This is a genomic window from Marinobacter salicampi (assembly GCF_011074795.1).
In the GTDB taxonomy this organism is placed as follows: domain Bacteria; phylum Pseudomonadota; class Gammaproteobacteria; order Pseudomonadales; family Oleiphilaceae; genus Marinobacter; species Marinobacter salicampi.
The window spans coordinates 1-26,322 of record NZ_JAAMPF010000003.1 but is presented as its reverse complement, the minus strand read 5'-3'; the positions used below and the strand labels follow the sequence as shown (position 1 = coordinate 26,322).

At 58.0% G+C, this 26,322-nt stretch carries 21 protein-coding genes; 4 read left to right on the top strand and 17 right to left on the bottom strand.

Annotated features, from left to right (window positions below; genetic code table 11):
* Positions 1-148 precede the first annotated feature (148 nt).
* The 13 genes from pyrF to G7W63_RS01475 form a co-directional block, all read right to left on the bottom strand.
* Positions 149-859 (bottom strand): orotidine-5'-phosphate decarboxylase, encoded by a 711-nt coding sequence (pyrF, locus tag G7W63_RS01535; protein ID WP_207308855.1) that lies wholly within the window; start codon positions 857-859, stop codon positions 149-151.
* An 86-nt stretch (positions 860-945) separates the two neighbouring features.
* Positions 946-2,112 carry a lipopolysaccharide assembly protein LapB gene (lapB, locus tag G7W63_RS01530; RefSeq protein ID WP_166252118.1) on the bottom strand — a complete coding sequence of 389 codons (1,167 nt, stop codon included), beginning with the start codon at positions 2,110-2,112 and terminating at the stop codon, positions 946-948.
* Positions 2,112-2,414: a lipopolysaccharide assembly protein LapA domain-containing protein gene (locus tag G7W63_RS01525; RefSeq protein WP_166252115.1), complete on the bottom strand. Its 303-nt coding sequence runs from the start codon at positions 2,412-2,414 to the stop codon at positions 2,112-2,114. Before G7W63_RS01525 ends, lapB begins: the two co-directional genes overlap by 1 nt.
* 49 nt (positions 2,415-2,463) lie before the next feature.
* Positions 2,464-2,760 (bottom strand): integration host factor subunit beta, encoded by a 297-nt coding sequence (locus G7W63_RS01520; RefSeq protein ID WP_166252112.1) that lies wholly within the window; start codon positions 2,758-2,760, stop codon positions 2,464-2,466.
* Between the two features lie 131 nt (positions 2,761-2,891).
* Positions 2,892-4,583 carry a 30S ribosomal protein S1 gene (gene rpsA / locus G7W63_RS01515; protein ID WP_166252109.1) on the bottom strand — a complete coding sequence of 564 codons (1,692 nt, stop codon included), beginning with the start codon at positions 4,581-4,583 and terminating at the stop codon, positions 2,892-2,894.
* Between the two features lie 128 nt (positions 4,584-4,711).
* A complete protein-coding gene (gene cmk, locus G7W63_RS01510; RefSeq protein ID WP_166252106.1) occupies positions 4,712-5,392 on the bottom strand; it encodes a (d)CMP kinase in 681 nt (226 codons plus the stop codon).
* The gene (locus G7W63_RS01505) at positions 5,389-7,620 is read right to left on the bottom strand and encodes a bifunctional prephenate dehydrogenase/3-phosphoshikimate 1-carboxyvinyltransferase (protein WP_166252104.1); all 2,232 of its coding nucleotides are present in this window, start codon (positions 7,618-7,620) and stop codon (positions 5,389-5,391) included. The genes cmk and G7W63_RS01505 overlap by 4 nt, the downstream gene beginning before the upstream one ends.
* Positions 7,613-8,746 (bottom strand): histidinol-phosphate transaminase, encoded by a 1,134-nt coding sequence (gene hisC / locus G7W63_RS01500; protein ID WP_166252101.1) that lies wholly within the window; start codon positions 8,744-8,746, stop codon positions 7,613-7,615. The genes G7W63_RS01505 and hisC overlap by 8 nt, the downstream gene beginning before the upstream one ends.
* Positions 8,747-8,758: 12 nt before the next feature.
* A complete protein-coding gene (gene pheA / locus G7W63_RS01495; RefSeq protein ID WP_166252098.1) occupies positions 8,759-9,856 on the bottom strand; it encodes a prephenate dehydratase in 1,098 nt (365 codons plus the stop codon).
* Between the two features lies 1 nt (position 9,857).
* A complete protein-coding gene (gene serC, locus G7W63_RS01490) occupies positions 9,858-10,940 on the bottom strand; it encodes a 3-phosphoserine/phosphohydroxythreonine transaminase (protein ID WP_166252095.1) in 1,083 nt (360 codons plus the stop codon).
* Between the two features lie 77 nt (positions 10,941-11,017).
* A complete protein-coding gene (gyrA, locus tag G7W63_RS01485) occupies positions 11,018-13,684 on the bottom strand; it encodes a DNA gyrase subunit A (protein ID WP_166252092.1) in 2,667 nt (888 codons plus the stop codon).
* 144 nt (positions 13,685-13,828) lie between these two features.
* Positions 13,829-14,683, bottom strand: a complete 855-nt coding sequence (purU, locus tag G7W63_RS01480) for a formyltetrahydrofolate deformylase (RefSeq protein ID WP_166252089.1) — start codon at positions 14,681-14,683, stop codon at positions 13,829-13,831.
* A 56-nt stretch (positions 14,684-14,739) separates the two neighbouring features.
* The gene (locus tag G7W63_RS01475) at positions 14,740-15,081 is read right to left on the bottom strand and encodes a 4a-hydroxytetrahydrobiopterin dehydratase (RefSeq protein WP_166252087.1); all 342 of its coding nucleotides are present in this window, start codon (positions 15,079-15,081) and stop codon (positions 14,740-14,742) included.
* 147 nt (positions 15,082-15,228) lie between these two features.
* Here G7W63_RS01475 and imuA point away from each other — a divergent pair, with 147 nt between their 5' ends.
* The 3 genes from imuA to G7W63_RS01460 are packed head-to-tail and all read left to right on the top strand — an operon-like array spanning position 15,229 to position 20,454.
* Entirely contained in the window at positions 15,229-15,918 is a 690-nt protein-coding gene (gene imuA, locus G7W63_RS01470) for a translesion DNA synthesis-associated protein ImuA (protein WP_166252084.1), read from the top strand.
* A 1-nt stretch (position 15,919) separates the two neighbouring features.
* Positions 15,920-17,338 (top strand): Y-family DNA polymerase, encoded by a 1,419-nt coding sequence (locus G7W63_RS01465; protein WP_166252081.1) that lies wholly within the window; start codon positions 15,920-15,922, stop codon positions 17,336-17,338.
* An 8-nt stretch (positions 17,339-17,346) separates the two neighbouring features.
* A complete protein-coding gene (locus tag G7W63_RS01460) occupies positions 17,347-20,454 on the top strand; it encodes an error-prone DNA polymerase (protein WP_166252078.1) in 3,108 nt (1,035 codons plus the stop codon).
* 64 nt (positions 20,455-20,518) lie between these two features.
* On the opposite strand, the gene G7W63_RS01455 is transcribed toward G7W63_RS01460, so the two are convergent.
* From G7W63_RS01455 to dbpA, 4 genes are all read right to left on the bottom strand, one after another.
* Complete coding sequence (locus tag G7W63_RS01455; RefSeq protein WP_166252075.1) at positions 20,519-21,841, bottom strand: sodium ion-translocating decarboxylase subunit beta; 1,323 nt, start codon at positions 21,839-21,841, stop codon at positions 20,519-20,521.
* A 13-nt stretch (positions 21,842-21,854) separates the two neighbouring features.
* On the bottom strand, positions 21,855-23,657 hold the full coding sequence (oadA, locus tag G7W63_RS01450) for a sodium-extruding oxaloacetate decarboxylase subunit alpha (RefSeq protein ID WP_166252072.1): 1,803 nt from the start codon (positions 23,655-23,657) through the stop codon (positions 21,855-21,857).
* 41 nt (positions 23,658-23,698) lie between these two features.
* A complete protein-coding gene (locus G7W63_RS01445) occupies positions 23,699-23,950 on the bottom strand; it encodes an OadG family protein (protein ID WP_166252069.1) in 252 nt (83 codons plus the stop codon).
* A 194-nt stretch (positions 23,951-24,144) separates the two neighbouring features.
* Positions 24,145-25,518 carry an ATP-dependent RNA helicase DbpA gene (dbpA, locus tag G7W63_RS01440; protein WP_166252066.1) on the bottom strand — a complete coding sequence of 458 codons (1,374 nt, stop codon included), beginning with the start codon at positions 25,516-25,518 and terminating at the stop codon, positions 24,145-24,147.
* A gap of 104 nt (positions 25,519-25,622) precedes the next feature.
* Here dbpA and G7W63_RS01435 point away from each other — a divergent pair, with 104 nt between their 5' ends.
* Positions 25,623-26,159, top strand: a complete 537-nt coding sequence (locus G7W63_RS01435; RefSeq protein WP_166252063.1) for a DUF2058 domain-containing protein — start codon at positions 25,623-25,625, stop codon at positions 26,157-26,159.
* Positions 26,160-26,322 lie beyond the last annotated feature (163 nt).

Below are 26,322 nucleotides of genomic sequence, written 5' to 3'. Positions count from 1 at the left end.
TTGGTAGAGCAACGGACTGTTAATCCGTTTGTCGCTGGTTCGAGCCCAGCTCGGGGAGCCACTATTTAAAAAAGCCGCTGCTCCAAAGGACCAGCGGCTTTTTTTTCGCTCAAGACTGCACTTTCATTCGGTCCTGTCTGTCCGGATCTCAGTCTGTCCGGATCTCTTGGCAAATACCCTGAAGCGCAGCCAGAGGATCTTCCACCTGCGTGATTGGCCTGCCAATGACCAGGTAGTCGCTGCCGGCTGCGACCGCATCGGAGGGCCGCATTACCCGATGCTGATCCCCCCGTGCCGCATCGGAAGGTCGTATGCCCGGTGTCACCAGCTTGAAATCGGACCCATGGGCCTGCTTCAGCTGTGTCGCTTCCTGGGCAGAGCAGACCACACCATCAAGCCCACAACGGGCAGTCAGGGCAGCGAGCCTGGTTACCTGCTCGGCGGCCGTACCCGGCACTCCGATCGCGCCAAGCTCTTCCGAAGACATGCTTGTGAGAACTGTTACCGCAATAAGAAGCGGACGTTGATCACCGTACCTCTCCAGTCTCTCACGGCAAGCGTTCATCATTTTCTCACCCCCTGAAGCATGGACATTCACCATCCATACGCCCAGGTCCGCCGCTGCCGCCACAGCAGCTGATGTGGTGTGCGGAATATCGTGAAACTTGAGATCCAGGAACACCTCAAAGCCCCGCTGGTGAAGCTGGTCGATAAATGCCGGACCCGAACGGGTGAATAACTCCTTGCCTACCTTCAGGCGGCACAGGGCGGGATCCAGCGTATCGGCCAGTGCGAGTGCGGACTGCTCAGAAGGGAAGTCCAGAGCAACGATGATTTGTGGATTATTCACAGTCTGCAAAATGTAATGTCCTGCTAACAGGGGGATAGACTATCCCGATGGCCGACGCCTGGCTGATCACCAAGTCCCTCATGACACTGCCTCGACTACTCCGCTTCGACGCCCTGAATAGGGCGAACGGTTTCCCAGCGCTTACAACTGGGGCAAAGCCAGTGCAACTGCTGTCCCGAGAATCCGCAACTGACACATCGATAAACCGGACGATTGGCTAACAACAGATGGCCGATACGACTCACAAGCCTGCCCTCATCCGTGGTCATGCCTTTTTCGTACCCCGCCATTTCGACCAGGCGCAGCAAGCCCCGGACGCTGGGGCGTATTTCAAGCTCAGCACGTAACAGCTCGATTGCAGCCATGCGCCCGGAAGACCTCTCGGTCGCTTCCACCAATGCCAGCAATAAACTGGTGCTGGGCCAGATCTGGTAAAGCTTGCGTAGCTTCTTCACCAGGCGGGTAATGTCACCATGCTCTTTTTCAAGACGCATGAGACGATCCACTGCTTCTGGACCGAATTCGGGATTCTGGTCAAAAACCTTCAGCAGCGTTGTAACGGCGTCTTTATAGCTGCCCTGCCGACGCTGCAGGCTGACCAGGATAAAGGTAGCCCGGACACAGTTCCGTTCGTACTCCAGGGCCTCCCTGGCCAGCTTCTGCGCTGTCCAGCGATCGTCGGTTTTAAGTGCCTCATCCGCAAGCTCACAGGTCAGGTACGCAAGCTGTGTACTCAACCCCGGGTCCACAGTATTGCTGGTAAGTGTACGGGCAACCTGGCTGGCCTTGCTCCACTCACGCTCCTGCTGGTAGAGCTCGATCAACTGTACAGACGCCTTGCGGCCGTATTCGCGATCTCCCATTAACTGGTGGAACAGTGCCTCGGCCCTGTCCAGCAAGCCGGCAGCGAGATAGTCCAGTGCCAGCTCATAGGTCACCTGGGGCGAGAACCGGGCAGGCAATTCAGGCCGGGCGAGCAGGTTCTGGTGAATCAGTATGGCGCGGTCAGTTTCGCCTTTGAGACGGAAATGGGCGCCAATGGAGAGATGCAGACTAACGGTATCCCGGGTAACGGCAAGAGACTGGACAAAATTCTCTACCGCTTGATCAGAATAGTTGGTGAACAGGAACTGAAGGCGATCACGAACCGAAGTCTCGTCTTCAATCACGCCGGTTTTACGAGGGGAGCGACCAGACCGGCCCATAAACCAGCCAGCCGCCACCGCCGCTGTAACCAGCAGCCACTGAAAAACAATATCCATCAAATCGTCCGGTCAGTAGGATTCCTGCACTGCTCCAACGCCTGCTCTGCCCGGTGCAAGCGCTTCTTCAGATTTCGCTTGGTGACCGATGTCTTGAGGGTGGTGAGTAAAGTGAGTAGCACGCCGGTTAAAGCCCCGACAATGAACGCCAGAATGATCCAGATTGCGACCCCCTGGGGAGCAGTCTCGAACAGCAGAAAATTGAGAGCAACCGGGTCCTGGTTGTTTAGAGAAAAAACCAGGGCCAACAAAATCAGGACCAGAACCAAGAGGATAATCAGAATCTTCTGTATACCGGCCATAGATCAATACGCTCCCTTTGTAACACTTCCCGTAAGGCCAACCGGACAGTTAATAGCCTTTCTTCATACTTTCGTTGACCTGTTCCCTGAGCTCCTTTCCGGGCTTGAAATGGGGCACATGCTTTGCCGGCAACTGCACGGCCTCCCCTGTCTTGGGATTACGCCCGGTGCGGGCAGCTCGGTGATGCAATGAAAAGCTGCCAAAACCCCGTATTTCAATCCGTTGCCCTTCAGCCAATGACTGGGACATATGCTCGATGATGGTCTTTACGGCCAGCTCGACATCTTTCACGGACAGCTGCGTCTGTTTGGACGCAATCAGTTCGACCAGTTCGGACTTCGTCATGCGGTTCATTCCTTTTTCGTTCTTATTGCAGAGCTGCAGTGCAACGCCATGAACCTAGTTTAGCTAAACCCTAAAAAAACACAAAAAAAACGGGCTGTTACAGCCCGTTTTTTTACACCGGAAGGAACTACTTATTCCTTGTTGGCGTTTTGCTGCTGCATCTGCTCTTTGATGAGATCACCAATGGTGGTCGCACCAGAGCTTTCAGAAGCCTTTTCACGAACACCCTGCAGCGCCTGCTTGTCGTCTTCCACGTCTTTCGACTTGACGGACAGGTTGATCACACGGTTCTTGCGATCAATGCTGATGATTTTCGCTTCGACTTCGTCACCTTCGTTCAGCACGTTACGGGCGTCTTCAACACGATCACGACTGATTTCAGAGGCTTTCAGCACAGCTTCGACTTCGTCGTTCAGAGCAATCGTTGCCGACTTCGCGTCGATGGCAGAAACGGTGCCCTTAACAATGGAGCCCTTGTCGTTCAGCTGAACGAACTCAGCAAAGGGATCGCTTTCCAGCTGCTTGATGCCCAGGGAAATGCGCTCGCGCTCAGGATCGACAGACAGAATGACTGTTTCTACTTCGTCACCCTTCTTGTATTCCCGGACGGCCTCTTCACCGGTCTCGTTCCAGCTGATATCAGACAGATGAACCAGACCGTCAATGCCACCATCCAGACCAATGAAGATACCGAAGTCGGTGATCGACTTGATCTTGCCGGAAATCTTGTCGCCCTTGTTGAAGCGACCGGAGAAATCTTCCCATGGGTTGGATACGCACTGCTTGATACCCAGGGAAATACGGCGGCGCTCTTCATCGATATCAAGAATCATGACTTCGACTTCGTCACCTACCTGAACAACCTTGGAGGGGTGGATGTTCTTGTTGGTCCAGTCCATTTCGGACACGTGGACCAGACCTTCCACACCTTCTTCCAGCTCGGCAAAACAGCCGTAATCTGTCAGGTTGGTCACACGCGCGGTAACGCGGCTGCCTTCCGGATAGCGGGCCTTGATGTCGACCCATGGATCTTCGCCCAGTTGCTTCAGGCCAAGGGATACGCGGTTGCGTTCACGGTCGAATTTCAAAACCTTTACGGTAATCTCGTCGCCCACATTCACAATTTCGCTCGGATGCTTGATACGCTTCCAGGCCATATCCGTGATGTGCAGAAGACCGTCAACACCCCCCAGATCGACGAAGGCGCCGTAGTCTGTCAGGTTCTTGACGATACCCTTGATTTCCATGCCTTCGGTCAGAGTTTCAAGCAGCGCGTCACGCTCAGCGCTGTTTTCAGCTTCCAGCACGGCACGACGGGATACAACGACGTTGTTCCGTTTCTGGTCAAGCTTGATAACCTTGAATTCAAGTTCCTTGTTCTCAAGGTGTGCGGTGTCGCGAACCGGGCGAACATCTACCAGAGAACCGGGCAGGAAGGCACGAATGCCGGCCAGATCGACCGTAAAGCCACCTTTGACCTTTCCGTTGATCACACCTTTGACGACTTCTTCAGCCTCGAAGGACTTCTCAAGTACCTTCCAGGCTTCTGCACGCTTGGCTTTCTCACGTGACAGGCGGGTTTCACCGAAGCCATCTTCAACAGCATCGAGAGCCACATCGACAACATCGCCGATCTGGACTTCCATCTCACCCTTTTCGTTCAGGAACTGTGAGGCAGGAATAACACCCTCGGACTTCAGGCCGGCGTTAACCGTTACCCAGTCGCTGTCGATATCAACCACGGTTCCCTGGACGATGGAACCTGGTTGCATGTCAATTTCTTTTAGGCTTTCTTCAAATAGATCCGCAAAGCTCTCGCTCATTATATGTCCTATGTGATCAACGCAAGTTTACTCCGTGCTGCCAGCGGCACGGTCTGTTAATAGTGACCGGGTACAGCCAGGGCTGGCTGTTAACACTGCATCCGGTTTCCAACAACAAAAAAGTGCCGTCAGACCCGACCAGCTGCAGCCAGGACTCTTTCCAGCACCTCTTCAATACTTAAACCCGTCGAGTCAATGACTTGCGCATCTTCTGCAGGCTTAAGCGGAGCGGCTGAACGATTCATGTCCCGTTCGTCGCGCGCCCGTATCTCATTTAAAAGGGCGTCAATATTAACACCCACACCCGCATCCTTCAACTGACGATAACGCCGTTCCGCGCGCTCCGCGGCGCTGGCAGTGAGAAAAACCTTGGTCTGGGCATCGGGGAAAACCACGGTACCCATATCCCGGCCATCTGCCACCAGGCCCGGCGCCTTCTGGAAATCCCGCTGGCGCTGGAGTAACGCGTCTCGCACGGACTGAATGACCGCTACCCGGGACGCCTGATCACCGCAGGATTCTGTGCGGATGTCCCTGGTAACATCTTCTCCTCCCAGCAACACTCGTACCGGCTCGCCCGGCGCAGTAGGCTCGAAAGACGCATCCAATCCCCGAGCCACCCTCGCCAGGGCCTCCTCATCGTCCAGTTTCACACCCTGGCGAGCCGCAGCCAGGGCGGTCAAACGGTAAAGTGCCCCACTATCCAGCAGATGCCAACCCAGGTGACGGGCCAGCATCTGGGTAATGGTGCCCTTGCCAGAACCGCCGGGGCCATCAACGGCTATGACCGGGGCCGAGAGGTCGGTCATTGCTCCTCCTCTTCAGTCGCAATCTGAATGCCCACGCTCTGGGCAAGCTCGACAAATCCCGGGAAGGAGGTGGCAACATTGGCACAATCTGTCACCTCAATTTCTCCAGTAGCCACCAGTGAAGCCACAGCAAAGGCCATCGCAATGCGATGATCTCCTTGGCTGTCGACTTTTCCGCCCGAGATTGCCTGGCGCCCAACTATAATAATGCCATCTTCCGTGACTTCGGTCTTTACACCCAGTTGAGCCAGACCGTCCGCCATTACCTGGATGCGGTCACTTTCCTTCACCCGCAATTCCTCCGCGCCCTGGAGAACCGTTGTCCCTTCGGCACAGGTGGCTGCAATGAAAAGCACCGGAAACTCATCAATGGCCAGAGGCACGTCATCCATCGGGATCCTGATGCCTTTGAGGTTGGCTGAGCGCACGCGCAGATCAGCAACCGGCTCGCCCCCGACCTCGCGCTCATCCAGTACCTCAATATTGGCCCCCATCAGTCGTAGAATATTGATGACCCCGACCCTGGTGGGATTCATGCCCACATGGCGAAGGGTCAGGTCCGAGTCGGGGGCGATGCTCGCTGCCACCAGAAAAAACGCAGCCGAAGAAATATCCGCAGGCACATCAATGGCAGTTGCGGTAAGCCGCCCTCCTCCGGTGACGCTGGCAGTGGCCCCCTCCCTCCGGACGTCATAGCCGAATCCCGCAAGCATGCGTTCAGTGTGATCCCGGGTTGGCGCCGGCTCAGTCACAAACGTTGTGCCCTCGGCATAGAGTCCCGCCAGAAGAAGACACGACTTCACCTGGGCACTGGCCACGGGCATATCGTAGTGGATGCCCTTGAGTGTGCAGCCTCCTTCGATGACCAGGGGCGGACGCCCACCATTGGCGGTTTCGATGGTGGCCCCCATGGTTCGCAGGGGATCAGCCACCCGCCCCATGGGCCGCTTGGACAGACTGGCATCCCCGGTCAGCCGGGAGTCGAACTTCTGGGCGGCGAGCAGCCCGCAGAACAGGCGCATGGCGGTCCCGGAGTTACCCAGGTAGAGTGGGCCGCGAGGCGCCTGGAGCCCGTCGATGCCCACGCCATGAATACGTACATGACCATTGTCAGGGCCTTCAATGGTTACGCCCATATCCCGAAACGCCTGCAGGGTTGCCAGGCTGTCTTCTCCTTCCAGGAAACCGGCCACCTCAGTTACACCATCAGCCAGGGCTCCCAGCATTATTGAGCGGTGGGAAATGGACTTGTCGCCGGGTACGCGAATGTCACCGGACACTCTGTCACCTGACTGTAGTCGGAAGGTAATCTGTTTCTGGCTTGTAGTTGTCACGTAGGCCTGTCCTGAAAGCATCTTGGAAAAATGATCACGGGCTGCTTTGGCGCGGCTGAATACCCGCAACAAGGTGGCACCGTCCTGGTCTGCAATGGCGGCCCGGAGCTGGCCGAGATCCTCGGTAAAATGGTCGATCACCCGTAACACGGCCTGTTGGTTTGACAGAAAAATATCGTGCCACATCACCGGGTCGCTGGCAGCAATCCGGGTAAAGTCACGGAAACCGCCGGCGGCGTAACGGAATATCTCAAGATTCTCATCCTCTCCGGCCAGGGTGTCTACAAGGGAAAAGGCAATAAGATGCGGCAGGTGGCTGGTTGCCGCTAACACTTCGTCATGATGAGCCACGGACATGGTCAAGACCGTGGCACCACAGCCCTGCCAGAGGGATCTCAGCTTACCCAGATGTACCGGATCGACAGTTTCGGGGGGCGTCAATATCACCTTGTGGCCGGAAAACAGCTCTGGATTGGCAGCGGTTACGCCGCTTTTTTCTGAACCGGCAATGGGATGACCCGGGATAACCGATACGGGAGTCTCCCCGAAGACATCCTTGACCGCGTCCACGAAGCTGGCCTTGGTACTGCCGACATCCGTAAGCAAGGCGTAGGGCTCAAGACCGGAACGGACTTCCCGCAATACCTTTGCGGTCGCCCGTACCGGCACTGCAATCACCACCAGTTCCGCACCCCTGACCGCCGCAGCAATGGATTCAGCGGCTTCGTCAATCACGCCCATCTCCAGACCCAGTGCCAGGTCTGCCTGTTTCTGATCATACCCCACGACAGTCCGTGCCAACCGGCCCTGTCGGATGGCGCTGGCCAGGGAACCCCCAATCAGCCCCAGACCGATGATCGCAACGCGCTCGAAACCTGCGGTTTTCTCAGCCATGAAGTACCTCGTCTACCACCGGATTGATGGCGTCAGGCAGCGCATCGAGCAAGCGCTGGTTTTCCGCTGACAATCCTACCGAGACCCTCAGATGCCTCGGCATACCGTAGCCTGCCACTGGCCGCACAATCACCCCGGCGGCCAGTAAACGCTGGAAAACCGCTCCTGCTTCCTCACCCACGTCCACTGCAACGAAGTTACCGGCAGATGGAATGTAACTCAGCCCCAGGGCGTCGAAGCCCTGCGACAACTGGGCCAGGCCCGCAGAATTAACCTCCCGGGAACGGATCAGGTACTCTTCATCGTCCAGTACCGCTGTGGCTGCTGCCAATGCTATGGAATCCACGTTGAATGGCTGGCGAACCCGGTTGAGAATGTCTGCAATGGCAGCGGACGAAACACTGTAGCCAACCCGCAGGGCTGCCAGCCCCCAGGCTTTGGAAAAGGTGCGGGTGATGATGAGGTTGGGAAACCGGCTCAGCAGCTCCACACCGTCCGGATACGCATCCCCTTCAAGATACTCGCAGTAGGCTTCATCCAAGACCACCAGAACATGTGCTGGCACACGGGCCAGAAACTGCTCGATGGCTTCTGCCCCATGCACAGTGCCGGTAGGATTGTTCGGGTTGGCAACGAATACCAGCCTGGTACGGTCAGTCACTGCTGCAGCCATGGCGTCAAGATCATGCCCCCAGTCCCTGGCTGGTACCTCAACGCCCCGGGCACCAATGGCCCGGGTCACCAGGGCGTAAATGGCGAAGGCATGCTGGGAATACACAACCTCACTGTCACGGTCAGCAAAGCTGCGGGTAATTATTTCCAGCAGATCATTGGAACCGTTCCCCAGGGTTATCTGCGCTGGCCCTACATGCAGGCGGTCCGCCAGCCGGGCTTTCAGGTTAAAGCCGTTTCCGTCCGGGTAGCGGCACAGCGTCGACAGGGCGTCCCGGGCAGCCTCCAGCGCCCGGGGGCTGGGGCCGAGAGGGTTTTCGTTACTGGCCAGTTTGACGATGGTATCCGGGTCCAGACCCAGCTCACGGGCCAGCTCGTCGATCGGCTTGCCGGCCTGATAGGGCATCAGGCCCTGGACGCCCTCAACTGCGAGCGCTTGGTAATCAACCGACATAAAGAACCCCCGTTAAAGAACTCCGATTGGATAAGACCCCAGACGCTTCAACTCAACCGCTTCTTCATCGATATCAGACAGTACCCGGCTGACCTGCTCGTCTTCCATGTGGCCCTCGAAATCAATGTAGAACACGTAGGCCCAGGTACCACTGGGGGATGGCCGGGTTTCAATCCGCGTCAGGCTGAGATTGTTACGGTGGAAAGGCTCGAGCAGCCGGTAGAGAGCCCCTGGCTTGTTGCGCATGGACACCAGGATGGACGACTTGTCGTGCCCGCTCGGACTTACCGCTTCGCGACCGATGATCAGAAAGCGGGTCGTGTTGTCCGGGCGATCCTCAATCTTGTTTGCCAGCTTGCCAAGGCCGTAAAGCTCAGCAGCCATGTCACCGGCAATGGCCGCAGTACCGGGCTCGGCAGCTGCCCGGCGGGCGGCTTCAGCATTGCTGCTGACCGCTACCCGTTCAACACCGTAGCGGTGGGCGTCCAGCCATTGGCGGCATTGGGCAAAGGACTGCTGGTGAGAATAGATACGGGTAATGGCCTGCTCGTCAGCACCCGGTGCTGCCAGCAGGTGGTGATGGATCCTCAACTGCACTTCGCCGCATATCTTGAGGGGCGACGACATGAACATGTCCAGGGTGTGGTTGATCATGCCTTCGGTGGAATTCTCCACCGGCACTACGCCGTAGTGGGCCGAGCCGGATTCAACCTCCCGGAATACCGCGTCAATAGCCGGCAGAGGCACGCTGATGACTGAATGACCAAAATGCTTCAGGGCAGCCGACTGTGTAAAGGTGCCGGCGGGCCCCAGGAAGGCGATGTGCATGGGCTTTTCCAGTGCCAGGCATGCCGACATGATTTCCCGGAACAGCCGGGCCATTTCCTCACCGGAAAGTGGCCCCGGATTCTGACTCTTGATACGGGTCAGAACCTGGGCTTCCCGTTCCGGCCGGTAGAAAAAGACATCCTCATCGGGGTGCGCCGCCATCTTTACCCTGGCAACCTCCTGGGCGCACCGGGCACGGGCACTGATCAGGCCCATGATCTGCTGATCAAGCTGGTCGATCTCGTCCCGCAATTCCGCCAGACGGGTCTGCTCATCACTCATATCAGGCCCGCTCCTTCTCGAAGGCTTTCATATAGTCTATCAGTGCATCGACTCCGGCTTCAGGCATGGCGTTATAGATGCTGGCACGCATGCCCCCAACGGAACGGTGGCCTTTGAGGTTCAGCAGCCTGCGCTCTTCTGCCCCTTGCAAAAAGGCACTATTAAGGGAATCGTCGGCAAGGACGAACGGCACGTTCATCCACGACCGGAAGCGGGGAACGATTGGATTCGAGTAGAACTCACTGGCGTCAATAAACCCGTAGAGTTTGCGGGCCTTCCGGGCGTTGAGTTCACCTATCGCAGCTACTCCACCCTGGGCTTTCAGCCACTGGAATGTAAGTCCGGCCAAGTACCAGGAGTAAGTGGAGGGAGTGTTGTACATGGAGCCATTATCCGCCGTGACCTTATAATCCATCATGGTCGGAATCTCTTTCCTGGCCTTGCCCAGCAGGTCCCTACGGACAATGACGACCACCAGACCGGAAGGACCGATATTCTTCTGGGCGCCAGCATAGATGACCCCGAAGCTGGACACGTCGACTGGCCGGGACAGAATGTTCGACGACATATCTGCTACCAGAGGCACCTTCCCGCTGTCCGGAATGAAATCGTACTCCAGGCCGCCGATGGTTTCGTTCGGGGTGTAGTGGAGGTAGGCGGCGTTGGGGTCAGTCTGCCACTGAGCCTGATCAGGAATATCCCGGAAACCGCTGGCTTCACTGCTGGCCACCACGTTTACATGGCCGTAGCGACGGGCTTCTGCAATGGCCTTGGTGGACCAGATGCCGGTATTGATGTAATCCGCTGAGGTTTTGTCTCCCAGCAGATTCAGTGGCACTGTAGCGAACTGACTGCTGGCGCCACCTTGCATGAAGAGCACGGCGTAATCATCAGACACACCCGCGAGGTCACGCAGATCCTGCTCGGCAGTTTCGGCAATGGCCAGAAACTCATCACTGCGATGACTCATTTCCATCACGGACATACCGCTTCCACGCCAGTCCAGCATCTCGTCCCGAGCCTGCTTCAGCACGCTCTCCGGCAGAGTTGCCGGCCCTGCACAAAAATTATACGTCCTGCTCATCGCCACCTGGTCTCGTCTGTTCTCTTGGGAGGTTGGTCAATAAAGCCGGGGAGACCCGGCTTTATTGACCACCGGCATCATTCATCACCGGCATCTTCACCGGCATCTGCACTGCGGTCTGTATCATGTCCGCCAGTGCTGGCCGGATCAGTTGCCACGGGCCTGTCCCCTGGCGCAGCATCGCCAGCAGCCTCAGCCTCCAGTGCCTCTTCACCAGTATCCGCTATACGCTCAACCCCGACCAGGCGCTCGTCTTCCTGGCTCAGCTTGATCAGACGTACACCCTGGGTATTACGACTGAGCACCGAGACTTCATCAGTGCGGGTACGCACCAGCGTGCCCTTGTCCGAAATCAGCATCATTTCATCGCCATCGAACATCTGCAGGGCGGTAACCAGATTGCCGTTCCGCTCTGAGCACTGCATAGCAATAACACCCTGGCTGCCGCGACTGTAAGCCGGGAATTCCTGCAACTGGGTGCGCTTGCCGTAGCCGTTTTCACTGGCGGTCAGAATGACACCGTCTTCCTGGGGAATGATCAGCGACACCACCCGGTGCCCTTCCGGCATACGGATTCCGCGAACACCACGGGCGGTCCGGCTCAGCGGGCGGATCTGGTCTTCCTGGAAGCGCACAGCCTTGCCTGCTGTAGAAAACAGCATGACTTCGGCATCTCCCGCAGTGATCGCGGCCCCAATCAGGGTGTCGCCTTCATCCAGCGATAGCGCGATCAAACCGTTGGAGCGGGGCCGTGAGAAGTTCGGCAGCGGGGTTTTCTTTACGATACCGGCGGAGGTGGCCATCAGCACGTAATGATCTTCCGGATAATCACGGACTGGCAGGAAGGTAGTCACCCGCTCACCGTCTTCCAGCGGCAGGATATTCACCATTGGCCGTCCGCGGGAGGCCCGGCTTGCCCTTGGGATCTCGAACACACGCAACCAGTAGACCTTGCCACGGCTGGTGAAGCACAGGATGGTGTCGTGGGAGTTGGCAACCAACAGCTTCTCAATGAAATCTTCTTCTTTCATGGCGGTAGAGGCCTTGCCCCGGCCGCCACGGCGCTGGGCCTGATAATCCTCGATGGCTTGGGTTTTGGCATAGCCACCATGGGAAATCGTGACCACCAGGTCTTCCTCATCAATCAGGTCGGCAATGGTCAGGTCGCGCTTGGAACTGGTGATTTCGGTGCGGCGCTCGTCCCCATACTCTTCCACTACCGCTTGCAACTCATCGCGTATTACCTGCAGCAACCGCTCAGGATCCCCGAGGATATCCAGGAGATCGGCAATCTTTTCCACGATTTCACGATACTCACCCTGGAGCTTTTCTGTTTCCAGGCCGGTGAGACGGTGCAGGCGAAGGTCAAGGATGGCCTGGGCCTGCTCCGGCGACAGGTGGTACATACCATTGCGCAGACCCAAGTGCTCAGGAAGGTCATCAGGACGGCATACATCAGCACCGGCCTTCTCCAGCATGGCCATGACGCCGCCGGGCTCCCAGCCCTGCTCCATCAGTTTTTCCTTGGCTTCTGCAGAGGAAGGCGAGGCCTTGATCAGGGCAATGATTTCATCGATATTTGCCAGCGCAACCGACAGGCCTTCCAGGATATGGCCCCGCTCCCGGGCTTTGCGCAGCTCATAGATAGTGCGCCGGGTAACCACTTCACGGCGGTGACGCACGAACGCATCCAGCATTTCCTTGAGATTCAGTATCCGGGGCTCACCGTTGATCAGCGCCACCATATTGATGCCGAACACTGTCTGAAGCTGGGTGTGGGCGAACATGTTGTTGATGATGACGTCGGGGTTTTCACCACGGCGCAACTCAATCACTACGCGGATACCTTCCTTGTTGGACTCGTCGCGAAGCTCGGTAATGCCCTCAAGACGTTTTTCCTTCACCAGCTCGGCGATCTTTTCGATCAGCCTTGCCTTGTTGAGCTGATAGGGCAGCTCGGTAATGATGATGGCGTCTTTGCCGGTCTTGTTGTCGTGTTCGATCTCGTGGCGGGCGCGAATATAAATGCGGCCACGACCAGTGCGGTAGGCTTCGACAATGCCAGCGCGGCCGTTGATGATGCCTTCCGTGGGGAAATCAGGCCCTGGAATGAACTCCATGAGCTCATCCACTGTCATGTCCGGGTTATCGATCAGGGCAAGACAGCCACTGACGATTTCAGTCAGGTTGTGGGGCGGAATATTGGTGGCCATGCCCACAGCAATACCGGAGGAGCCATTGACCAGCAGATTGGGAATGCGGGTCGGCATGACTTCCGGAATCTGTTCCGTGCCGTCGTAGTTGGGCACGAAGTCCACGGTTTCTTTGTCCAGATCGGCCAGCAAAGAATGGGCAATCTTCTTCATGCGGATTTCGGTGTAACGCATGGCAGCGGCATTGTCGCCGTCGATGGAACCGAAGTTGCCCTGGCCATCTACCAGTGGATACCGCAGGGAGAAAGGCTGCGCCATGCGGACGATGGTGTCGTAAACGGCAGAGTCACCGTGGGGGTGATATTTACCGATAACGTCACCCACCACCCGGGCGGACTTTTTATAGGCCTTGTTCCAGTCATTGTTCAGCTCGGACATGGCAAAAAGCACACGGCGGTGAACCGGCTTGAGGCCGTCACGTACATCCGGAAGTGCGCGCCCGACAATAACGCTCATGGCGTAATCGAGATAGGACTGCTTGAGCTCGTCTTCTATATTAACCGGCAGGATCTCTTTGGCTAATTCACCCATCGAGAAAGGTTCCTTTGCGTTTGCTGGAAGTCATCGTTTTTATGGAGCCGAGCAGCCTCTCTGGCCGGCCATTAACAAGCCGGTAATGCTAACACATTTGAAGCTGCAAAGTACGGGTTTGGGTGGGCGAACTCTGTCTGTAAATCAACCAAATACCACGGTTTTATTTTCATGGGTAATGACCCGGTCCTCCACATGGGCACGCAGGCCCCGCGCCAGGACATTTTTCTCTACATCCTTGCCAAGACGCACCATGTCTTCAATGGTGTCGCTGTGGTTCACCCGGATCACGTCCTGCTCAATGATCGGCCCTTCGTCCAGATCTTCCGTCACATAGTGGCAGGTGGCACCGATCAGCTTCACCCCGCGGCTGTAGGCCTGGTGGTATGGCCGGGCGCCGGCGAAAGACGGCAGGAAGCTGTGGTGGATATTGATGATCTGGCCCGGGTAACGGGCACAGACCTCGGGGGGAAGGATCTGCATGTAGCGGGCCAGCACGATGACATCGGCCCGGTATTCCTCGAACAGGCGCGCCACTTCGTCAAAGGCCTCCTGCTTGTTTTCCCGGTTAACCGGCACGTAGTGGTAAGGAATATCATGCCAGTCCACCATGCGGCGAAGATCGTCATGATTGGACACCACGGCAACCACCTCTGCGTTCAGCTCCTTGGTATGCCAGCGGTGCAACAGATCGGCCAGGCAATGGGACTCTTTGCTGCACATAAGCACCACACGCTTGGGCTGGGCTGAATCAGCCACATGCCAGCGCATATCGAACTCCCGGGCTATGGGCTCAAAAGCGGCCCGGAACTGGTCCAGCCCGAACGGAATGGAACTGGCCTTGACCTCGTGACGCATGTAGAACCAGCCGGCCTGGCTGTCGGCATGATGGCTTGCCTCGGTTATCCAGCCATTGTAAGTGGTAAGGAAGTTACTGACTTTTGCAACGATACCGACCCGATCGGGACAGGAAATTACCAGACGATATGTATGCTCCATGAAGCTGATGCCATCTCTGTTCAGGGTGAATTATGACCGCGAATAATAGCCGATTGTCAGGATGGGTGTAAGGCGTCGGTTCTTGCCGCCATGATAAAATCATTTTTGTGCAGGCCCCCGATGAGATGGGTCCACCAGCGGACGGTTACCCTGCCGTACTCCACCAGAATCGCGGGATGATGGTTTTCAGCTTCAGCCAGCGCTCCTATGCGGGTGGTCAGGGCCAGGGCTTCGGCAAAGTTCTTCAGCTTGAAAACCCGCTTCAGCTGCCTTTGCCCGTCGGCTTCAACAATTTCCCACTGGGGCAGATCGGATAACAGGCGGTTCTGCTCTTCCACGGACAACCTGGGGGTGTCTTTCCGGCAAGGCTCCAGGGCCTGATCCTTGAGTTCTTTCATGTCTCGCTCCTTGTTCTGACTGGGCTCCGAGTGCCCAGCGTGAACCCGCCCGGCCGGCAATTCAAGCCATCGTCGAAAGGGATTTATTGAAATTCCGGCGCACCCAATATACTGTATATTTAAACAGTAGTATGGATGCGCGACCCAATGAAAGAACTCCTTGATACCCTTATTAGCGACGCCCGTGTCTGGCAGGGCAGCCAGCAGGCCCAGACAACCCTGCCTGCAGAGCCGACCGGATTTTCAGCCCTGGATCTGCAACTTGCAGGGGTGGGCTGGCCAAGGGGGGCTCTCACTGAATGCCTGCTGCCAGCCCCCGGCATTGGTGAGCTGCAACTGGTACTGCCACTGATGCGGAGACAGCTTGAGGCCGGTAAAACAGTATTCTGGATCAACCCGCCCTACACCCCCTATGCCCCCGCTCTGGAAAGGGAGGGCCTGAACCTGGCCCAGATAGTAGTTGTCCACACCCAGGACCAGGCCGACGCTCTGTGGTCGCTGGAAAACTGTCTGCGCTCGCCAGTGACAGGGCTGGTGATGGCCTGGCCTACCCGTTTGAAATCCCGGGAAATGCGCCGGCTGCAACTGGCGGCCGAAGCCGGCGACAGTCTGTGTATTCTGTTTCGTCCTACCGGGGCTGCTGATAACAGCTCACCGGCAGCCCTGCGCCTGCAGCTTGAGCCCGGCCAGAACCATGCCCTGGATATTCGGATTCTCAAGCGCCGGGGTGGCTGGGCTGCTGAACACTGCACCCTTGCCCTGCCCGACCGGGCCCCGGTCAGGCCCGACACAGCCACCAGCGTGGTGCGCGGGCCCTGGCCGGAGCGTAATCGCTGACATGCTCTGGCTCTACATACACTTTCCCAACCTACTCATGGACCATGTCAGAAGCACCCGTGATGACCCGGGCGCCCTGGTGATTAGTGATGCCCGGAAGCAATCCGTTTTCCAGGCCTGCCCTGAAGCCCGCGCCCTGGGCATTCGCCCGGGCATGCGCCTGAAGACGGCCATCAGCCTGGCGCCGGACCTGGCCATCATGGCCGCGGCTCCGGAGCGGGAACAGCAGGTTCTGGAGCAGCAGGCACGCTGGCTTTACCGCTATGCCGCCCATATCTGCCTGCGCCCACCCGACGGTGTGCTGGCTGAAGCCAGCAGTATGAGCCGGCTTCACGGGGGTGTTGATGGTTTGTGGCGGAAGCTGACCCAGGCTCTGGAGCAGCGTCAGCTCACTGCCTGGCTCGCTACCGGCCAGACCCCACGGGCCGCCCGACAGCTGGCTCGGGCCGATCGGGGCCAATGCACAGACAGCCCCGAAACCCTGAACGGGCTTCTGCACGGCCTTTCCATAGCCCAGGCAGGGCTGCCCGAGCGGATCGCTGAACGTCTGGCCAGGGTCGGTCTGTTGAGTCTGGGGGACCTGATGCAACTGCCTGCCGAGGAGATCGCGCGGCGGCTGGAACCCGAAACCCTGCAGCTGCTTCAGAAGATCCAGGGCACCCGGCCAGACCCTCAGCCAGCCTGGTCCCCACCGCACCGGTTTTGCCAGCGCCTGGACTTCACTCGGGACGTGGAGCAAACCTCTGGCCTGCTGTTCCCGCTTCAGCGGGTTCTTGGGGAGCTGGAGGAAGATCTGCAATGGCGACAGCAGGACACAGACAGTCTTTTGCTCACCCTGCGCCATCGGGATCAGCCGGAAACCCGGATCAGACTGCGAACTGCGGGCCCCGAGCACCGGGCTGCCAACTTTCTGGCCCTTGCGCGCCTGAGGCTTGAACAACAGGCCCTGGTAGCGCCAGTGGAAGGCATGGCCTTGCGGGTCAGCCGCCTGATACCCCGGGGCCAGCCCATGGGTGATGACTTGTTGGGGGATGGCCCTGACACCCAGGAAGCCTGGCAGGTCCTGATCAGTCGTCTCCAGGCCCGCCTGGGGGATCAGGCCCTGAAGGTGCTGGCCAGCCACGAGGACCATCGGCCCGAGCGCGCCTGGTCCCATGGTCGCCCTGTCAGGCCCGGCACCGCCTCTGGCACCACTTGCCCTTCTGCCCGGTCCCGGCCGCTCTGGTTGTTCAACTCACCGGAACCGGTCATCCACCTGCCCGAAGCCTGGCTGTCGGGCCCCGAGCGTATCAGCGGCGGCTGGTGGGATGGTGAGCGGGTGCAGCGGGATTACTACGTCGCCCAGTTGACCTCCGGGCAGCTAGCCTGGGTTTTCCGGGATGTCAGCGGTGGCTGGTTTGTCCACGGCCTGTTCGGCTGAGGCCTTCTATGTCCTACGCAGAGCTTCACTGTTTCAGCAATTTTTCTTTTCTGACCGGAGCCTCTCACCCCGAAGAGCTGGCGAGCCGGGCCCATGAGTTGGGCTATAGCGCGCTCGCCCTTACGGATACCTGCTCTGTAGCCGGCATCCCCCGTGCCTGGGCAGCTCTGAAGGAAAGTACCGTAAAGCTGATTACCGGCAGCTACTTCCAGCTCCACGATGAAATACTGGGTGATCAGCCCATAGCACTGATCCTGCTGGCCCGGGACCGGCTGGGCTACGGCCAGCTTTGCAAGCTTATTACCACCGCACGCCGGCGGGCGCCAAAGGGCGAGTACCGGCTATACAAGGACGACATCCGGGAGGAGCACCTGGATCACTGCCTGTGCCTGTGGCTGCCCCCTCCGTTGTACCAGGCCGACAGTGAGGCAACCCGGACCTGGGGCCTCTGGTTCCGGCAACAGTTTGGCCAGCGCGTCTGGCTGGCAGGGTCCCGGGTTCTGGAAAATCGTGAGGAAGAACACCTCCAGCAGTTACGCGCCCTGGCCGATCACCTGAGCTGTGCCATTGCTGCCACTGGCAACGTTCACATGCACCGCCGTGATCGCCAGCCCCTGCAGGACGTTGTTACCGCTATTCGCCACCGCTGCACCCTGGAGAGTGCCGGCCTGCACCTGTTCCAGAACGGTGAGCGCTACCTTCGGCCCCTGAAGGTCCTGAAACGGCTTTATCCCGAAAGCTGGCTGGCTGAAACCCGGCTCATTGCCGAACAGTGCACCTTTGAACCCGGCAGCCTGAAATACGAGTACCCCTCAGACCTGGTGCCGACGGGGCTGTCTGCCGGAGAACATCTGCGCAACCTGACCCGGGAAGGCGAACGGGTCCGTTTTCCCGAGGGCACACCATTTCCCATCCAGGCCCTGATCCGCAAGGAGCTCGGGCTCATTGCCGAAATGAAGTACGAACATTATTTTCTCACCCTGGAGGACATTGTCCGCTTTGCCCGTAGCCGGGGCATTCTCTGCCAGGGCCGCGGCTCCGCCGCCAATTCGGCCGTATGCTATTGCCTCGGCATCACCGAAGTGGATCCGCGCAAGGTGGAACTGCTGTTCGAGCGGTTTATTTCCAAGGATCGGAACGAGCCGCCGGACATTGACGTGGATTTCGAGCACGACCGTCGGGAAGAAGTCATGCAGTACATTTACCGGCGCTATACCCGGGAGCGGGCCGCACTTGCCGCCACGGTTATTCGCTATCGGCCTCGCAGTGCCATTCGGGACGTCGGCAAGGCCCTGGGGTTCGATCCGGCCCTGGTGGAGCAATTGCTCAACGGCATTGACTGGCGGGATCGGGAAACCGGCTGGCGCCAGCAAATCCTGGACAAGAAGCTTACCCGCAATGCCCGGGTCGCGGACCAGTTTTTTACCCTGGTCAATACCCTGCTCGGCTTCCCTCGTCATCTGTCACAGCACGTGGGCGGCTTTGTGATCAGCGCCGGTCCCCTGGCGGAACTGGTGCCAGTGGAGAACGCTGCCATGGCGGATCGCACGGTCATCCAGTGGGACAAGGATGACCTGGAAAGTCTCGGCCTGATGAAAGTGGACGTGCTTGCCCTGGGCATGCTGTCCGCTATTCGCCGGTCGCTCGACCTGATCGGACAGCGGCTGGCCAGACCCATGCGGATGCAGGACATCCCCCAGGATGATAAAGCCACCTATGCCATGCTGCAGAAGGGCGACAGCATCGGCGTCTTCCAGGTCGAGTCCCGGGCCCAGATCAACATGCTCCCAAGGCTTCACCCCGAGGTCTATTACGACCTGGTGATCCAGGTGGCCATTGTCCGGCCCGGCCCCATCCAGGGAGACATGGTGCACCCATACCTGAAAAGGAAGCACGGCCTGGAGCCCGTCAATTATCCCAACGAAGCGGTACGTGGAGTCCTGGAACGCACCCTGGGAGTGCCCATTTTTCAGGAGCAGGTCATCAAACTGGCCATGGTGGCCGCCGGCTTTAGTGCCGGTGAAGCCGACCAATTGCGCCGGGCCATGGCGGCGTGGAAATCCCATGGAGACATGTCCCCTTTCCGGGACAAGCTCATCAAGGGCATGCTGGAACGGGGCCACGGCCAGGCCTTTGCAGAACGGCTGTACCACCAGATCTGTGGTTTTGGCGGTTACGGCTTCCCTGAATCCCACGCCGCCAGTTTTGCCTTGCTGGTCTATGTCTCAGCCTGGCTCAAATGCCATTATCCCGCGGAGTTCTATTGTGGCCTCCTGAACAGCCAGCCCATGGGCTTTTATTCGCCCTCCCAGCTGGTGCAGGATGCCCGGCGCCACGGCGTAAACATCCTGCCTCCGGATGTGAATACCAGCGCCTGGGACCACACCCTGACAGAGCCCAACCAGACCTTGCGTCTGGGTTTGCGCCTGGTCCGGGGGCTGGGCCGGGACTCCGGCCAGGCGTTGGTACGGCAGCGGCCTGCCCGGGGCTATCAAAACCCTACGGAACTAAGAAACATCAAGGGCCTGAACCAGCGGGACCTGGAGGCCCTGGCCGGCGCCAATGCCCTGCAGGGCTTCACAGGCAATCGTCACCAGGCTTACTGGCAGCTGCTCGGACACCAGCCACCCGCTGCCCTGTTTGCCAAAGAGGCTGCGCCTTCGTATGAGAGCGCCTCCATTGCCCTGCCAGAGCCCACGGAAGGCCAGGCCGTGCTGGCAGATTACGCCAGCCAGGGACTCTCACTGCAACGACACCCGATGGCCTTGCTGAGGGAGCAGGGGCATTTACAGCATTGCCTGAATGCCAGTGAGTTACTGAAGGCCGAACCCGGGCGTCCGGTTCAGGTAGCCGGGCTGGTTACTGGGCGTCAGCGCCCCGGCTCAGCCTCAGGCGTTACCTTTGTGACCCTGGAAGATGAAACCGGCAACATCAACGTCATCGTCTGGCTCGACACCGCACGCCGGCAACGCCAGCCACTGATTACTGCCCGCTTGCTGCATGTCAAAGGTGTACTTGAGCGCGAGGGTGAGATTGTCCATGTAATGGCTGGCAAGCTGTCCGATCTGAGCCACCTGATCCAGGACCTTAATGTCAGCTCGAGGGATTTCCAGTAGCCCTGGAACTTCCAATAAAAAAGCCCCGGCCGGAAACCGGACGGGGCTCGTGCTTCAACCGCAATCAACCAAGCAGCTTGATCATTACCCCGGCGGCAACCGCCGAACCAATGACACCTGCCACGTTCGGGCCCATCGCATGCATCAACAGGAAGTTCTGGGGGTTGGCCTCCAGACCTACCTTGTTGGATACACGAGCCGCCATTGGCACGGCTGACACACCGGCAGAACCAATCAATGGATTGATGGGCTCCTTGGTGAAGTAGTTCATCAGCTTGGCCATCAACACGCCGGCAGCAGTACCGACGCCGAAGGCAACGATACCCAGCGCCAGGATGCCCAGGGTCTGGGCATCCAGGAACTTGTCGGCCATGAGCTTGGAGCCCACCGACAGACCCAGAAAAATGGTCACAATGTTGATCAGCGCATTCTGGGCGGTATCACTCAGACGTTCCACCACGCCACATTCCCGCATCAGGTTGCCAAACGTGAACATGCCCAGCAGCGGAGCCGCATCAGGCAGGAACAGCACAACGGCAATCAGCACCACCAGCGGGAATACGATCTTTTCCTTTTTGCTGACCGGGCGCAGCTGGGACATCTTGATGGCCCGCTCTTTCTTCGAGGTCAGCGCTTTCATGATCGGCGGCTGGATCATCGGCACCAGTGCCATATAGGCATAAGCCGACACGGCGATGGCACCCAGAAGGTGTGGTGCCAGTACACTGGACACGTAGATGGATGTAGGTCCATCTGCACCACCAATAATACCGATCGCCGCAGCCTCCAGAATGGTGAACTCCAGGATGCCGAACATATCAAGCAGAGCAGCGCCGATCACTGTCCCGAAAATACCAAACTGGGCAGCAGCACCGAGCAGCAGGGTCTTGGGGTTGGCCAGAAGCGGACCGAAATCCGTCATCGCGCCCACGCCCATGAAGATCAGCAGTGGCCCGATCGTGCTTCCGATAATCACCGTGTAGAAGTTCTGGAGCATGCCATTGCCATGGCCAAAGTCCTGGGCAACGGTATTGGCAGAGCTGACCACCGCGTAGCTGGCGTCCTTGTACGCTTCCTTGAACAGATCTTTGACCTCAGGTGTAACCGCCTGCCCGGCCTCATAGGACACATCCAGAACACCGGCCAAAGCTGCCATCACCTGCGGCTTGGCGATATGGATTGCGTTCTCCGCGGCCGACAGGGCAAGCCCTGCCTCCGGAATATTCGCCAGAATGCCGCCGAACCCGATCGGGACCAGCAACAACGGCTCGAAACCCTTGCGGATAGCAAGGAACAGAAGGCCCAGGCAGACCGCGATCATTATTACCTGGCCGATTTCTATATTGAACAGGCCACTGCCTGTCCAGAGTGTCAGTAACTTTTCCATGGAATGCTGGCCCTTATGCGATTGTCAGCATTTCGTCATCGACCGAGACAGCGTCGCCGACCTTGATGAAGATTTCACCGATGGTGCCCGACTTGGATGCTCGGACTTCGGTTTCCATTTTCATCGCCTCGAGAATGATCAGCACGTCGCCTTCTTCGACCGTGTCGCCGGGAGATACCAGAATCTTGAAGATATTGCCGCCCAGAGGTGCCAACACAGGTTCGCCTTCTCCTGCGGCGGGAGCTGCCGGCTTGGAGCTGGCCGCTTCTGCAGGGACGCCGCCACCCTGGGGCTGAATCGCACTGATTTCACCGCCTTCAGCAACCCCAACCACATACTCCTTACCGTTCACCGTGACGGTGTAGGTCTCGGGGCCGCCTTTTTTGGCTGCGGTAACGTGGGCGTTGGCCACATCTTCAGCGCTCGGTATCGGTTCAAACGCATCAGGATTGTCCCGGTTTTCCAGGAACTTGAGCCCTATCTGGGGAAACAGCGCGTAGGTAAGGACGTCGTCCACCACCTCGTCCGCCAGCCTGATGTTCTTCTCTTCTGCAATCTTCTTGAGCTCATCGGTCAGCTTGTCCATTTCCGGCTCAATCAGGTCAGCAGGACGACAGGTAACGGGCTTCTTGCCATCAAGCACCCGCTCCTGCAACTCCTTGTTGAACGGAGCCGGTGCAGAGCCGTACTCGCCTTTGAGGATAGCGGAGGTTTCCTTGGAGATAGACTTGTAGCGCTCGCCGGTCAGTACGTTCAGTACTGCCTGGGTACCCACGATCTGGGAAGTCGGCGTTACCAGCGGGATGAATCCAAGGTCTTCCCGGACTTTAGGAATTTCTTCCAGAACCTGATCAAATTTGTCGCTGGCGTTCTGTTCACGCAACTGATTTTCCATGTTGGTCAGCATGCCGCCCGGTACCTGGGCAATCAGGATGCGGGAATCAGTGCCCCGCAGGCTGCCTTCGAATTTCGCGTACTTCTTGCGCACCTGGCGGAAGTAGCTGGCGATCTCTTCGAGCAGATTCAGGTCCAGGCCGGTGTCACGGTCTGTGCCTTCAAGAATCGCAACCACCGCTTCGGTGGGTGAATGGCCGTAGGTCATACTCATTGACGAAATGGCGGTGTCGACGTTATCGATACCGGCTTCTGCGGCTTTGATGGCGGTTGCGGTGGACATGCCCGTGGTGGCGTGGCACTGCATGTGTATCGGAATGTCGAGCTCTTCTTTCAGACGGCTGACCAGATCGAAAGCAACATAGGGCTTCAGAATACCGGCCATGTCCTTGATGGCAATAGAGTCGGCACCCATGGAGGCGACCTCTTTCGCCATATCAACCCACATCTCAAGGGTGTGAACCGGGCTCGTCGTATAGGCAATGGTGCCCTGGGCATGCTTGCCGGTCTTGCGAACGGCCTTGATGGCCCGGTCCAGGTTGCGTGGATCGTTCATCGCATCAAAAATACGGAATACATCAACACCATTCTCGGCGGCACGCTCACAGAAGCGGTCCACGACATCATCCGCGTAATGACGATAACCCAGCAGGTTCTGGCCACGCAGCAGCATTTGCTGTTGGGTGTTGGGCATGGCTTTCTTGAGCTCGCGGATACGTTCCCAGGGGTCTTCACCAAGGTAACGGATACAGGCGTCAAACGTGGCTCCGCCCCAGGATTCGAGCGACCAGAAACCGACTTTGTCGAGTTTCTCGGCAATGGGCAGCATGTCATCAAGACGCATGCGTGTCGCTAGCAGAGACTGGTGAGCGTCACGCAGGATGACGTCTGTAATCCCCAGCGGTTTCTTTGTATCTGTCATCGTGTCGGCCTTCCGTTTAAAGGTTCTAATTCGTCTTCCGGTTATTTCTTATGGCGGGACCGGAATTGTGCAATCGCCTGTTTGATCGCTTCAGCAACGTCAGGATCGACTGACGCTGGTGCCGAAGGCTTTGCACGGGAAGTGCGTGCCGGTGTTGTCGGCTCAGGCTTGGTATATCGCAGGATGATCTTCGACATGAGCAGGGTGGCAAACACGAGGACTACCAGGAACACAAAAACAAACCCCATGCCTGCGACCATCAGATCGATGGCTTGTGACATTAGCTCATTCATATAGACGCTACCTTCACTTGTTAATTGCTTTTCCCCGATGCCCAGTCGTTTTAGAGGGGCATTCGGGAGGCAAAATCCTGCGTAATTTACCGGTTTCTACTTATAGGAGCAACCGAATAAGCCGGCTTGATCGCCCCTCTGCCATGCCTTTCGCTGGGATGGCGATGGTATTCGAACGCACCTGGAATGCCCTATCAGGCCAAACGGACACGGAACTTCCGGCCTTTTATTCGCCCCTGCTCAAGCTGCCTGAGCGCTTTCGAAGCCAAACTGGCCTCTATTGCGACAAAGCACTGAAAATCGAACAGATCGATCTTCCCCACAGCAGCGCCCGGAACCCCGGCTTCGCCGGTAAGGGCACCAAGGATATCGCCAGGTCGCACTTTCTCTTTGCGACCACCGGCAATGCACAGCGTGCGCATGGCCGGTGGCCGGGGGCGATCAGGCACAGCCATCAAAGCAACAGCGTCACCCCAACTCAGCGGGGCGTCGCGGCCGACCTCAAGCCGGGAAACCCGGTGACCCTGGGAGGGCGTGCAGAATGTCACGGCCTCACCCTGCTCACCGGCACGCCCTGTCCGCCCGACCCGATGGGTATGGATTTCCGAATCTCTGGCCGGCTCCACGTTTATTACTAATGGCAATGCCTTTATATCAAGTCCGCGAGCCGCTACGTCGGTGGCCACCAGAACCGTGACGCTCTGATTGGCAAAACGCACAAGCACCGCATCTCTGTCTTTCTGGTCAAGATCCCCATGCAGGGCAACTGCGCTAAAACCACGCTCCCCAAGAGCAGCAGCCAGCTCATCGCATTGCTGACGAGTGGTGCAGAAAGCCAGGCAGGAGGCAGGCTGGCGATCAGACAGGACCGCAGCCAGGGCGTCGGTCTGCTGGCCAGGCTGAATCTCGTAGAATGTTTCCTGAATGTCCGGCGCCGGTTCGCCATCGGTAACGCGAACATCCACGGGCTCCCGCTGATAACTCTCACTCAGGCTGCGGATCGATGCCGGCCAGGTGGCGGAAAACAGCAAGGTCTGACGCTGGCCTGGTATGCGGGCGATGATGTCATCCATGGCTTCCTGGAAACCCATGTCGAGCATACGGTCGGCCTCGTCGAGCACCAGTGTCCGCAGGTGCTCTAGACTCAGGGTGCCCTTGCGTAAATGATCCTGGATCCGTCCGGGGGTGCCGACCACAACATGGGCACCATGACTGAGGGATCCGATTTGCGGACCAATGGCGACGCCCCCGCACAGAGTGAGTATTTTTACGTTGGCCTGGGCTCGGGCCAGTTCACGCAGTGCTTTTGCGACCTGGTCCGCAAGCTCACGGGTCGGACACAGAATGAGTCCCTGGACCGCGAAATGACGCACATTCAGGTGTTCCAATAACCCAATGCCAAATGCTGCCGTCTTGCCGCTGCCCGTCTTGGCCATGGCAATCACGTCACGACCCGCCATTACTGGTGGAATAGCCGATGTCTGAACCGGCGTAGGGGTTTTATAGCCCAGGCGTTCAAGATTTGTGAGCATGGGTCTGGAAAGCCCAAGCTGCTGGAATGACGACATAAAAGTACCCTGAAAAGAAAAAGGCTGGTCCCTGGCGGGATTATCAGCGCGTATACTAACCCATAGCCGACATAACATCCGACATAAGGAAGGTTTACATCATCATGCCATCACTTCAGGACCAGCTCATGAAAGCCGGCCTGGCCGACGAAAAAAAGGTCAAGGCACTCAAGAAGGAAAAGCACAAGCAGCGCAAACAGCAGCCAAAAGGCACCCTCGAAGTCAATGAAGCCCAGGAGCGTGCCCTTCAAGCCCGGGCAGAGAAAGCGGAACGTGACCGGAAGCTCAACCAGCAACGCCACGACGAAGCTCAACGCAAAGCGGTTCAGGCCCAGATCAGGCAATTGGTTGAAGCCAACCAGCTACCCAGGAAACATGGTGAAACCGCCTATCAGTTTGTTCATGACAAGAAGATCAAGAAAATATTTGTCGAGGAGCCAATGCTTGACCAGCTTTCATGGGGCCGCCTCGCGGTGGTCTTTGTCAATGACGCCTACGAACTGGTAGCTGAGGGAGTGGCCCGAAAAATCATGGAAAGAGACCCAAGCGCCGTTGTGGTTTTGCACGACCGCAAAAAAGATGATTTGGGCGCTGATGACCCCTACGCAGACTATGAGATCCCTGATGATCTGATGTGGTAAAAAACTGCGCCTGCTACGGTCGAACCTCAGTCGGTTCAAATCCTTTCCAACTCCGAGGTACAAACAAAAAACCCCGCTTCTAGCGGGGTCTTTTGTTTGTATATGGTGCGGCTGGGAGGATTCGAACCTCCGACCGCCTGGTTCGTAGCCAGGTACTCTATCC